The 12,490-nt window shown below is 46.3% G+C and carries 10 protein-coding genes and 1 tRNA gene; 5 read left to right on the plus strand and 6 right to left on the minus strand.

Annotated elements, in window-relative coordinates:
* Positions 1 to 38: 38 nt before the first annotated feature.
* The 4 genes from ACX5J7_RS15215 to gloB form a co-directional block, all read right to left on the minus strand.
* Positions 39 to 464 (minus strand): halomucin, encoded by a 426-nt coding sequence (locus ACX5J7_RS15215; protein WP_231129113.1) that lies wholly within the window; start codon positions 462 to 464, stop codon positions 39 to 41.
* A 120-nt stretch (positions 465 to 584) separates the two neighbouring features.
* A complete protein-coding gene (locus tag ACX5J7_RS15220) occupies positions 585 to 1,616 on the minus strand; it encodes an ion transporter (RefSeq protein WP_278385586.1) in 1,032 nt (343 codons plus the stop codon).
* 34 nt (positions 1,617 to 1,650) lie between these two features.
* Positions 1,651 to 3,315 carry a lytic transglycosylase gene (locus tag ACX5J7_RS15225; RefSeq protein ID WP_498707420.1) on the minus strand — a complete coding sequence of 555 codons (1,665 nt, stop codon included), beginning with the start codon at positions 3,313 to 3,315 and terminating at the stop codon, positions 1,651 to 1,653.
* A gap of 64 nt (positions 3,316 to 3,379) precedes the next feature.
* Complete coding sequence (gene gloB, locus ACX5J7_RS15230; protein ID WP_012518472.1) at positions 3,380 to 4,171, minus strand: hydroxyacylglutathione hydrolase; 792 nt, start codon at positions 4,169 to 4,171, stop codon at positions 3,380 to 3,382.
* Positions 4,172 to 4,255: 84 nt separating this feature from the next.
* On the opposite strand from gloB, the gene ACX5J7_RS15235 reads away from it, so the two are divergent.
* Positions 4,256 to 5,113, plus strand: coding sequence for a class I SAM-dependent methyltransferase (locus ACX5J7_RS15235; protein WP_474376056.1), 858 nt, complete (start codon positions 4,256 to 4,258; stop codon positions 5,111 to 5,113).
* Positions 5,114 to 5,292: 179 nt separating this feature from the next.
* On the opposite strand, the gene ACX5J7_RS15240 is transcribed toward ACX5J7_RS15235, so the two are convergent.
* Positions 5,293 to 6,132: a mechanosensitive ion channel family protein gene (locus ACX5J7_RS15240; RefSeq protein ID WP_012518474.1), complete on the minus strand. Its 840-nt coding sequence runs from the start codon at positions 6,130 to 6,132 to the stop codon at positions 5,293 to 5,295.
* Positions 6,133 to 6,477: 345 nt separating this feature from the next.
* Positions 6,478 to 8,505, minus strand: coding sequence for a methionine--tRNA ligase (gene metG / locus ACX5J7_RS15245; RefSeq protein WP_462835675.1), 2,028 nt, complete (start codon positions 8,503 to 8,505; stop codon positions 6,478 to 6,480).
* 108 nt (positions 8,506 to 8,613) lie between these two features.
* Here metG and apbC point away from each other — a divergent pair, with 108 nt between their 5' ends.
* The 4 genes from apbC to ACX5J7_RS15265 all read left to right on the plus strand — a co-directional run bounded on the left by apbC (position 8,614) and on the right by ACX5J7_RS15265 (position 12,293).
* Positions 8,614 to 9,720 carry an iron-sulfur cluster carrier protein ApbC gene (gene apbC, locus ACX5J7_RS15250; RefSeq protein WP_474376045.1) on the plus strand — a complete coding sequence of 369 codons (1,107 nt, stop codon included), beginning with the start codon at positions 8,614 to 8,616 and terminating at the stop codon, positions 9,718 to 9,720.
* Between the two features lie 156 nt (positions 9,721 to 9,876).
* Positions 9,877 to 10,470: a dCTP deaminase gene (dcd, locus tag ACX5J7_RS15255; protein ID WP_012518477.1), complete on the plus strand. Its 594-nt coding sequence runs from the start codon at positions 9,877 to 9,879 to the stop codon at positions 10,468 to 10,470.
* 169 nt (positions 10,471 to 10,639) lie between these two features.
* Complete coding sequence (locus tag ACX5J7_RS15260) at positions 10,640 to 12,076, plus strand: SLC13 family permease (RefSeq protein WP_483380763.1); 1,437 nt, start codon at positions 10,640 to 10,642, stop codon at positions 12,074 to 12,076.
* A gap of 140 nt (positions 12,077 to 12,216) precedes the next feature.
* Positions 12,217 to 12,293: transfer RNA gene (locus tag ACX5J7_RS15265), tRNA-Pro, on the plus strand.
* The last annotated feature ends 197 nt before the right edge of the window (positions 12,294 to 12,490 follow it).

Here is a 12,490-nt window from a genome sequence, read left to right on the forward strand (position 1 = left end):
CTCGGTGACGAGCCCAGTACCTTCGCTAACTTTTATTCTTAACAGCTATTGTCGCCATTTATCCATCGATTTACATCATCACTTAAATTTAAGTCTGTGCCCAAGTTAAACTCACCTTCTCGAACAGATACCTCGCTGCCGTAGGTTGAGTGGGTAACGGTGACGTGTAAAAAAGGATATTGCGGGGTGCTCCCTTCTTTACGACTGGCCGTGAGTTTGTAGCCGTTTTGTATTGTGTACGTGTTTACGACTATATCGCTATGGATTGGCTGATGCAGTGTGGACCAGCATCGGTTTGCATTGTATTCAATGCGCTCAACTATTTTTTCAGGTTCTTGGTTGGTGGAAATAGAAGAGGTCGGCAAGATCACCATGCAGCCTGAAGCAAATGCCGTTATACAACTTGCTAGTATTGCGTGGTTAAATGAGCGGCTGAACATTCTGCAGCGTTTCATTTTCATCATAAGTCCCTCTAATCGTTATAATTATATTCGTAAGGACTTTATATTAGCTTATTTGTATGAACAATGGCTGAACAGAATACTGGCTAGCGTTCACCTTGACTCTACCGCTTTGCAAATTAATTAAATTTCGGGCTTGCCAGTGGGAATAGCCGATTCTTTTTCGGTGAGATGTGACTTCCAACGCTGCTGTGCTACGTGCGCTTTCACCAGTTCTAAGCATTCGTTTACAACGTTAAGCACTTCTTTATCTAGCGCATCGGCGGTAGGGGTATAGTCGTGCATACCGACTGAAATGAAATGGTCAATGCGCTCTGCATCCAAATCGCTTAACAGGTTAACTAGCGATGTGGTTACAATGTCGGTAACCGACTCTTCCAAAGTATTCTCTATTGTTTTACCAATAACAGGTAGGTAGTGCAGGGAAGAGACTTGAGCATTGCTTCTAACCGCTTTGCCCACGCTCTTGCGCACGTGTTCGCGAATCACTTCGCCGTGCTCTTCGCTTTGAATTGACTGACCTAAATGATTGATGACACCTGCCATCCATTGAGTAATCACAGGACGGCGTGGTGCCAGCACCTGAGCATTGATGTCGTCTAATAAAGGCGAACCTGCTGAGATGTCTTTTTGCGCATCGCTGAGCACTTTTACAACAATTCGGTCGCTTAACTCTTCAACAAATACATCGTAGTAAAACGCAAAAAAGCGAAAGACCGCGGTTTGATTTAAGTCGATGATTTCGAATTTGTGCAGGCGGTGCAAAATAGAAAATATGCGCAAGAAACGAAATAGGCGGGTAGGCCCAGTAGGGATAAGGCCTATGATGTCGTACCAATGCAAAAACGGAAAGAAGTACCAGCGTAAGTGCTCTTTACGAACAATAGCAACGGCCCAACGAAAACAGAACTCGGTAAAGAAGATGGCAATAAACACTAAGTCGACCAACAGAAAGTTGGCGTGAATTGGGTCGTAAGCGTTAAGAAAGGCGGGGAAATATGTACCTAAAAGACCGTATACAAAGTCTGTAGCATAAAGCGCATCGAAAATGAGCCATGTTAGGTTCACAAAAAGTATAGCTAACATGACTAAGTCTAAAATTAACCAAGGCGTTTCGTGACTGTTTCGCAGATTTTCTCGGTTAATTCTTAGCATTTCCATATCCTGTTTGGTGCTAGTCGAACAAGGGTTAGCCTGAGGCGCTAGACCTAGTTACATCTACGTAAAGCTTAAGCTTCTGGCCTGGCTGTAAATAACGTTTGGTATTTAGTGAGTTCCACTTGCCTATGTCGCTTACTTTAACATTGAACTTGCTGGCAATACGAGACAAGGAGTCACCATTTCTGACTGTGTAAGTTAGCTTTTTGGTAACGCCGTTCTGAGGCGTTCCTTCTTGCCATATTACTAATGTTTTACCTGGATGAAGCATATCGCCAGGCGCCATACCGTTCCACTTAGCAAGTTGTTTGGTGCTTATTTTGTACTTACGGGCGATATCCCAAAGCGTATCACCTGATTTAATCGTATGGCGTACTTTCTGTTTAGACCCACTGCCACTTTGCAAACTGGCAAGGCGCTGTTCCTGTGATAACGTGTAGCTATCGAGTTCTTGCAGTGCAACGGGTACCATAATCGCTTGGCCCACTCGAATCATAGAGCTATCCAGCTCGTTAATTCTTTTTAGCACTTTCACCGTAGTGTGGTATTGCTTAGCAATTTTACTCAAGCTGTCGCCTGACTTCACCGTGTGGCGAACCCAGTTTAGGAGCTCTTTTTGATCGATTTTGGCCAGAGCTTGAGAAAACGCGGCGGCTTTTACTAAGGGTAAGACAAGCCTATGTGGTCCATCTGGCGATGTGGCCCAACGGTTAAAGCCAGGGTTGAGTGCATGTAGCTCTTTTAACGACATGCCGGCTAGGTCTGCGGCAAAGGCAAGGTCTACCTGAGAACCAATATCTACCACTTCAATAACCGCTACGTTTTCCACTTCCGGCCATGAATAGGCATATTCGTCTTTGTTTTTAAGAATGTCGGCTAGGGCTAACAGTTTTGGCACGTATGCACGGGTTTCTTTCGGTAAGTTCAAATTCCAAAAGTCAGTAGGTTTACCCGCCCGTATATTCGCTTTAATCGCTCTTTGCACTCTGCCTTCACCGCTATTGTACGCGGCAAGTGCATGAAGCCAGTCTCCGTCAAACATATCGTTTAGATATGTGAGGTAGTCTAACGCCCCTTTTGTAGAAGCAACCACGTCGCGGCGGCCATCGTACCACCAGTTCTGAGGCATACCGAAGCGTTTGCCTGTGCCAGGTATAAACTGCCACATTCCCGCTGCACGTCCGTGAGAGTAGGCAAAAGGGTCGAACGCACTTTCTACGATGGGTAAAAGCACAAGCTCCATAGGCATGTCGCGCTTTTCAATTTCTTCAACAATGTAATACAAAAAAGGTTTGGCACGCTTGACTACGCGGGCCATGTATTCGGGGTGCTTTAGATACCATTTTCTTTGCGAACTTATCCGCTTTTCATCTGGAATAGGCAGCGCAAAATTGGTGCTGGCCCGTTCCCACACATTAGTGACAACGGCCTGCGTGTGTAAATCTGGCGTATCGGTAAGTTCTGCACCTTCTTCTAAGACGTCGTCATTAGGATGAACAACATCAATAACGCCGTCTCTTGCAATTTCGCAATCGGAAATGGCTTCTTCGGTATTGTGAATTTCACTACACGCTTCTAATGAAGCGTTCTCGTTACTTTCTAATTGCGCACTGTCGTTATTATTATCGGTTAACTGACAACCCGTTAAACCTATCGCTAATATCAGCGGCGATAGTGGGAAAAACTTCAACTGCATATATGAAGAAACCTCTTGGAGCACTGCAAACCGTCAATGTTACGATAAACGGTTTACTATTGCATCAAAACTCATCTTTCCAGCGGCGAACTGCAGCAAAGACTGCTACATCGTCGGCCAGGTTATTTTCGCAATAGGCTTCGGCAGCAGTTTTTACAGAAAGTTCATGGGCGCGTAAAAATGGGTTTATGTTTTTTTGCTCTTCAAGATTACTGGGTAACGTGGGAAGGTTTTGCTCACGCATCGATGCAACCCAATCTGCGTAGTGGTTAAGTGCGCCATTATCAGGCTCTACGGCTAACGCAAAGTTAACGTTGGCTTGAGTATACTCGTGCGTGCAGTACACTTTGGTGTCATCGGGAAGGCGCTTGAGTTTATTTAAAGAGTGATACATTTGTTCGGGCGAGCCTTCAAATAAACGACCGCATCCGGCCGAAAACAGTGTATCGCCGCAAAACAGCGCGCCATGGCCAAAGAAGGCGATATGATCGAGCGTGTGTCCAGGCACTTCCATTACCTGGAACGACAGATTCAATATAGGCAGTGATACCGTATCGCCTTGGGCCACCGACTTGGTGATGCCACGGATATGATTGCCTCGTGGGCCTATAATCGGCAACTCTGGCACCGCGGTAGCCAGTTTGGCAATACCACCAGTATGGTCTCTATGGTGATGGGTAATGAGCACCGCACTCAGCGTTAGGCCTTTCGCGTTAATAAATGCCAATACTGGCTCAGCGTCACCCGGGTCTACCACAATCGCGTTGGTATCATCGTGAATACACCAAATATAGTTATCGGTAAAAGCGGGAATGGGGTGAATGGTGATGCCTGAAGGAAATGTTTCTGCCGTCATATTTGTACCTGCTTGTGTAGGTAGAATTATGCGTTACTATAGGGGCTTGTGGACAGCAGAGCAACCAAAGAGCGCGCAGTGATAATGAAATCGGCGTTTAGAGCCAAACCTCCCCGCTACCCAACAAGTTGGAAAGACTTCCCTGCGGGCGAGCACATACGCGATGCTGTTAAAACGGTGTGCGACGATTATGCCGAGCACATATTTGGATATCACTTTGCTAAGCTAGGCTCTTTAAGTGCCGAGATTAATTTAGACACTAGCCCTATAAGGCATCATATTAACCAAGTGCCATTTGATAACCAGTTTGGCCGCCAATTAGACGCCAATAACGCATCTGAAGATATCGCCGACAATAAAGTTTACCCTTCACAGTTACATGAAAAAAGCAGCGAGTCGACAATCAACAAAGGAAATATGGTCGTAGGGCAGTCGCATTCCTTACCCTTTGCTGAAAACAGTATTGACGGCTTTTTATTGGCTAACGAGCTAGATTTTGCCCAAGATCCCCATGAAATATTAAGAGAAGTAGACCGCGTTATTACGCAAAACGGTTACGTCATTATCAGCGGCTTTAACCCTTTAAGCCTTGCCGGAATTGCCAAGTTTTTGCCCGTTAAGCGTGGAAATATTTTACACGATGCACGCTTTTTCACGTCCTACCGCATGAAAGATTGGCTACAACTACTTGGGTTTGAAATTGTTGAGCAGCGCCAGGTGCTGTTCTCTACGCTATTTTTTCAACAACGGTGGAAAGGGGCCGCTAAGCTTCAGCACTATTTAGCGTCTTATTTGCCCTGGTGCAGCGCGGTATACGTTATATTGGCTAAAAAACGGGTCATCCCTATGACTGCTATAAAGCCTAAACGTAATTTAAAACCGCGCTTTTCTGCAGTAGGGGCAAGTGCAAGAACTTCAGCCGCGAACCGTTCGCTGCGTTAAAGTATACGTCATGCACGTGCAACGCATTTTGCTATTAGGCATGTGGTGATGACAAGTGGCTAAATATATTCAATATGTGCTGCGCTGCGATAGCCGATGTCGCCAGACTTTCGAGTTAATAAGCCAATTTTAAAAGAAAAATTGGAGATAGCTTAGAAAGCTATCTCCCTTTTGGGGGGTTAATCGTTACTTGCGTTATACAGATGTACATCTCGCTGCGGATAAGGGATGCTAATACCTTCTTCATCGAAGGCTTTTTTAACTTTTTCCTGCATATCCCAGTAGTAAGGCCACAAATCATCTGTGCCGACCCAAGGTCTAAACATCAGGTCGACTGAGTTATCACCTAATCCCCCTACACAGATCCTAGGTGCGGGTTCGGTCAATGAGCGTTCATCCTCTTCAAACAGACGTTGCAAAATTTTCTTTGCTTTGTCGATATCATCATCGTAGCCAATACCAAAGGTCATGTCGCAGCGGCGTTTATCGTATACGCTAACGTTAGTCAACGTGGCATTAGACAGATTACCGTTGGGGATAACAACACGCCTATTGTCGAAAGTGTTAAGTACCGTATAAAGAATTTGTATCTCGGCAACCGACCCGAGATAACCTTCTGCTTCAATGGTGTCACCCACTCTGAAGGGTTTAAAGATCAGTATTAGCACACCGCCAGCAAAATTAGCCAGGCTGCCTTGTAATGCAAGACCGATTGCCAAACCTGCTGCACCCACTACGGCGATAAATGAGGTGGTTTCAATACCTATCATAGAGGCAACAGAAATCAACAACATCACTTTTAAAACGGCACTTATAAGTCCGCATAAAAACTTATTTAACGTGGGGTCCTTTTTACCTAATCGGTGATCCAATAGGTTTACAAAACGATTCACTAACCAGAGACCCACCACCAAAGTAAGAATAGCCAATAGCAATTTGGGGGTATAAGTCATCACCAGTGATATCGCTTTTTCGGTTAATTCCGATAAATCGATATTAGTCCCGAAGAAATCTTCCATAAATACCTCTTTCGTTAATCAAACACGTTGATTACGTTAAAGAAAGAATGTTAGATCGCCGTAAATTAACTCAAGTGGCATTGGCTCTTTTGTTGACCAGAGGCCGCTAGCCTATTTTACTAAGGGGCGGGTGCTTTAAAGAATGTGTAAGTGATGATTGAGTTGCATAGTGCGTGATGACCTTACTGAGATTAAAAGCCAGTATGTTTGCACCATGAACCTATCTATGTGATTTTGGGTTTCACAAATGAGAGGGCTTCATCAACCGCTCAATAAAAAAGGTGACATCCCGTCGCTTTATAGCGCTGAATGTCACCTTGCTTTAATGCGAAGCGCTTTTAGGCGTTATTTAACACGCATACCCGGCTTTGCACCTTCGTGCGGCTCAAGAATGTATAGCTCGTCGCCGCCAGGGCCCGCGGCTAATACCATGCCTTCACTCATGCCAAAACGCATTTTGCGGGGCGCTAGGTTAGCCACCATTACCGTGTGCTTACCGATAAGGGCTTCAGGCGAGTAGGCCGACTTAATACCTGCAAATACTTGCTTAGTTTCGCCGCCTAAATCCAGCTCTAAACGTAAAAGCTTGTCTGCTTTTTCTACGTGCTCGGCGTTAGCAATGCGTGCAATACGTAAATCTACCTTTGCGAAATCATCAAACGAGATAGTGTCGCTGATAGGGTCTTTAGCAAGCGGGCTGTCTGGGTCGATAGCCGGTGCTGCTGGCGCTAGGCTTTCTTTTGAATCTTCAACCATGGCGTCGATTTTCTCCATTTCTACACGTTGCATCATTGGCTTAAATTTGTTGATGGCGTGGCCTTTCAATAGGGTTTGCAGTGAATTCCAGTCGAACTTGTCGTTTAAGAATGCTTCTGCTTTTTCTGCCAGTACTGGCAGTACAGGCTTTAAGTAAATAACCAACAGACGGAACATGTTAATACCTAGCGAGCACACATCGTGTGTGAACTGCTGCTTAGTCTCGTCTTTAATGGTAACCCAAGGCGCATTGTTATCAATGAACTGGTTCGCTTTGTCGGCAAGAGCCATAATTTCGCGCACAGCTTGGTGATACTTACGCTTTTCAAAAAGGGCAGCAATGCTTTCTGATGCGTTTTGGAACTCAGCAATTAGCTCTGGCTCAATCACGTTGTCAGACAGTTTTCCGTCGAAACGCTTGGTGATAAAGCTTGCACAGCGGCTTGCAATGTTAACCACTTTACCTACCAGGTCTGAATTCACTTTTTGTGCGAAGTCAGTAAAGTTAAGGTCGATGTCGGTAACACCGTCACCCAGCTTAGAGGCAAAGTAGTAGCGCAAGTATTCTGGGTTTAAGTGGTCTAAGTAGGTGCGGCCTTTAATAAAGGTACCGCGCGACTTTGACATTTTCGCACCGTTTACGGTTACGAAACCGTGAATGTTTACGCCAGTGGGCTTACGGTATCCCGCACCTTCTAGCATGGCAGGCCAGAAAAGGCAGTGGAAATAAGTAATGTCTTTACCGATAAAGTGGTAAAGCTCAGCTTCTGAGTCGGCCTTCCAGAAATCATCAAACTCTAGGTTGTTCTGGTCGCAGAAGTTTTTGAAACTAGCCATGTAGCCAACAGGCGCATCTACCCACACGTAGAAGAACTTGTTCGGCGCACCTGGAATTTCAAAGCCGAAGTAAGGCGCATCACGGCTAATGTCCCACTGCTGAAGACCTTCGGTGAACCATTCTTGTAGCTTGTTTGCCATTTCTTCTTGAAGGGCACCTGAGCGGATCCACTCTTTTAACATGCCCTCAAACTTTGGCAGGTCAAAGAAGAAGTGCTCAGACTCACGTAGTACCGGTGTAGCGCCAGAAACAACGCTTCGCGGGTTCTTAACTTCAGTCGGGCTATACGTTGCGCCACATACGTCACAGCTGTCGCCGTTTTGGTCTTCTGCGCCACAACTTGGGCATGTGCCCTTAACGAAACGATCCGGTAAGAACATTTCTTTTTCAGGGTCGAACAATTGGTTAATAGTTCGCTTGCTGATGTAACCTGCGTTATCCAAACGAGTGTAAATTTCTTCACACAACGCCTTGTTTTCTGGCGAATGAGTTACATAGTAATTGTCGTAGTTAACATGAAAATCAACAAGGTCTTGATGGTGTTCAGCACGGGTTCTAGCCACCATTTCTTCTGGCGTAATGCCAAGCTCTTGGGCTTTAAGCATAACCGGCGTACCGTGTGCATCGTCGGCGCAAACACTGTAACATTCGTTTCCGCGAAGGCGCTGAAAACGAGTCCAGATGTCGGTTTGAATGTGTTCTAGCAAATGACCTAAGTGAATAGAGCCATTTGCGTATGGCAACGCACTGGTTACCAGAATTCGGCGTTTTTCTGACATAATGACGTTATTGATTCTTTGCGTTTCAAAATGGCTGCAAATACTAGCGGAAAACCGCGTTTTTTGCATTACGTAATTCACACAATTCTACTACTAGTAAGGCATTTTATGTTCTTTTCTCGTAAAGCAAAGCCCGCAACACAAAAAGTTGCTGCTATTTTGGCCACGTATTTTAGCGTAGACGTAGAAGATACCTTGCCGTGGTGTGCATTCACTCACCCCGACAATGAAAGCGCGGGCATTACCGTTACTCTACCGTTTTGCATTGCTACACAGCTAGACGCGCTTAAACAAACAGTGCTTGAGCAGCTTGAAGGTAAGTTTGATGCAAGCAAGCTCACGTTTAAACACAAGGTTGCTAGTGGGGAAACTGAAGTTGCGCCGGTTACCAATATTAAAAACATTATAGCGGTTGCCTCCGGCAAGGGTGGGGTAGGGAAGTCTACAACCAGCATTAATCTTGCGTTTGCGCTTATGCAGGAAGGTGCGAAAGTGGGCATTCTAGATGCCGATATTTACGGCCCGTCTATTCCTATTATGCTTGGCAACCCGGAGGCGCACCCTGAAAGCGAAGATAATAAGCACATGCAGCCGCTATCGGCACATGGGCTGGTGGCTAACTCGATAGGCTACCTAGTACCGCAGGAAGACGCGGCGGTGTGGCGAGGGCCAATGGCAAGTAGGGCACTTAAACAGTTATTAGATGAAACATTGTGGCCTGTGCTGGATTACTTAATTGTTGACATGCCACCAGGCACTGGCGATATCCAGCTGACCATGGCCCAACAGGTGCCGCTAACGGCTTCTGTGGTGGTAACAACACCGCAAGATTTAGCGCTGGCCGATGCCCAAAAAGGTATAAGCATGTTTGAGAAGGTTAACGTGCCGGTGTTAGGGCTTATCGAAAACATGAGTTATTACCAGTGCAGGGCTTGCGGCACCAAAGATTACGTGTTTGCCAAAGATGGTGGAGAGGCATTGGCAGAACGTCACGGATTGCCCCTTTTAGGTCAATTGCCGCTTGATATCCACATTCGTGAACACGGCGATGCCGGCACGCCGCTTTTGATAACCTCTCCAGACAGCCCCTTAAGCGAGAGCTATCGCGAGGCGGCACGCGCACTCTCTATGCAATTAGCCTTAACCGTTAAGCCCCGCGAAGGGGCTGAAAAACACATAAAAGGCGACCCCATTGGTATAGTAGGCAAAGCCTAGCGAGTTGCTAACGTGTTGTACGTTCTCACGGCTTTAGCTTAAATTTGGTAAAACCTTATAAAAATTGCGCAAAAGCAGAGAAAACAAGCCTTTGAGCAGTTGAATGCATGCGGTGACATACGCATAATAGCGGCCTACTGAAATGAGGAATACACCATGCGCTTGTGCGACCGCGATATCTATCAACATCTTCAAGATGGAAAAATCAAAATTGACCCAACACCAGACTACGATCAGATTAGTGGTGTAACGGTAGATATCCGTTTAGGTAATAAATTTCGCGTGTTTGAAGATCACCAAGCGCCGTTTATTGATTTAAGCGGCCCTAAAGCGCAGGTTCAAGAAGCCCTCGACCACGTAATGAGCGACGAAATTGAACTAGAAGAAGGTAAAGCCTTTTTCTTGCATCCTGGAGAACTTGCGCTGGCAATTACGCACGAGTCGGTAACCTTGCCAGATAACATCGTAGGCTGGCTAGACGGGCGTTCATCGCTTGCGCGCTTAGGCCTAATGGTGCACGTCACGGCTCATCGTATTGACCCGGGTTGGTCGGGTAATATCGTGCTTGAGTTTTACAACAGCGGTAAACTGCCCCTAGCGCTTCGACCAAAAATGAAAATTGGCGCGCTTAGCTTTGAGGTGTTATCAGCGCCCGCTGAGAAGCCTTACAACGCAAGGGTTGATGCTAAATACAAGGGCCAAGCCGGTGCTGTAGCTAGCCGAATTTCTTCGGATGACCAAAGTAAATAGGCTCACTTGCACAATAAAAGCGCCGTTTTTAAAAAAAGCCTAGTGCGTTACTCGAATTACTGATAGATATTATAAGAGCAAATAATAAGGGCCTGTTGACCTTTGCGTTACAGTAAAAAGTCAACAATCCCTAGCACTTATAAGAAAGCTATCAGTAAAGGGAAGCGCAATGCACTCAAACCCTCAACCTACGTCAGAAAAAACACAACGCACACCCACGCGCAAGAACACCATTATTTTGCTTGCGCTAATTGTGTCTGTAATTAGTGGCCTTGGCTTGTGGACGGCCGGCCAGCCAAACGAGATCATCTTTACCGCCGCCATTACCCTATTTGTCGCCGTTCTTTGGGTTACAGAGGCGCTACCCATTCCGGCCACATCGTTATTACCCTTCGCGTTATTCCCCTTGTTTGGTGTGCTTTCTCACAGCGAAGCGGCGTCTTCGCTTGGCAGCCACGTTATTATTCTTTTAATGGCTGCATTTATGCTGTCTAAAGGGTTAGAGCGCGCTAACCTCCATAAGCGTTTCGCAATTTATATGCTGCGGTTAACCGGCAGCGGAAGCCCGTTAAAGCTGGTCCTGGGGTTTATGCTAACCACTGCCGTACTGAGTATGTGGATCAGTAATACCGCCACCGTTTTAATGATGTTGCCCATGGCTATCGCCATTATCAATGCGGTAGATAACCCACGCTTTGGTGTGGCGCTTATTCTTGGTATAGCTTATTCGGCAAGCCTTGGGGGCGTGGGAACACCTATCGGTACACCGCCTAATATTATTTTCATGAGTGTATATGAGGAAACGCAAGGTATTGAGTACAGCTTTATCGATTGGATGAAAACAGGCGTACCTATTGTGATTCTTGGCGTTCCCATTATGGCGTTGTGGCTGGCAAGGGGAATCAAAGAAGTTGGTCATATAGATTTGCCAGTGCCAAGCACGTGGAGTAGGGCAGAAAAGCGAGTGCTGGCGATATTCGGAACTGTAGCGCTGGCGTGGATCTTCAGGCCCTTTTGGACAGCGTGGATAGGCGTAAGCACAATAAGCGATAGCACTATTGCCGTAGCGGGCGTTGCGGCTATGTTTTTTACCAATAGTGGCAACGACAATGGCCACGTTGATGCCAAGGGTAATAACGACAAGTTACTGGATTGGAAAACAGCTAACGATATACCGTGGGGCATGTTGTTACTGTTTGCTGGCGGTATTTGTATTGCTAAGGCGTTTATGGCATCTGGGCTAAGCGTTCTAATGGGGTCTTGGCTAACGGGGCTAGCTACGTTACCTGTTATCTTAATAGTGCTTGGCATTTGCTTGTTTGTTACGTTTTTAACGGAAATCACGTCTAATACGGCAACATCCACATTGCTTATGCCTATTTTAGCTGCGGCAGGAATGGCGGTTGGGGTTGACCCGAAATTGCTAATGATACCCGCAGCCATAAGCGCAAGCTGTGCGTTTATGCTACCCGTAGCCACAGCGCCAAACGCCATTGCTTATTCAACCGAAAAGTTCGATATAAAAACCATGGCGAGAGAAGGTGTGATGCTGAACGTGTTGGTGGCCTTGGTTGTTACCGCAGTGTGCTACGTGACATTGGCTTAGCACCTATTAGCGGCATTTGTAACGCTGTGTTTTACGGGGATATTTAACAAGGTGGTTAGCAATTGAGCGCTTGAACCGTCTAATTGCTAATTCTCGTTGCATTGTGAGTAAAATTGAGTAGACTTACTCGCTCTTTCGGTCGGTGTGTAGCGCAGCCTGGTAGCGCACTGTCATGGGGTGTCAGGGGTCGGAGGTTCAAATCCTCTCACACCGACCAACTTCTGGCTCTACCCCATAAACGGGGGATCAGCATTCACCTTACACGATTGATAACACCATCCCATCCGCAATGGGTCATCACTCTTATTCGATAATTTTCGGCTCTACCCCATAAACGGGGGATCAGCAGGCTCTACCCCATAAACGGGGGATCAGCATTCACCTTACACGATTGATAACACCATCCCATCCGCA

The sequence above is a fragment of the Alteromonas infernus genome, from assembly GCF_902705815.1.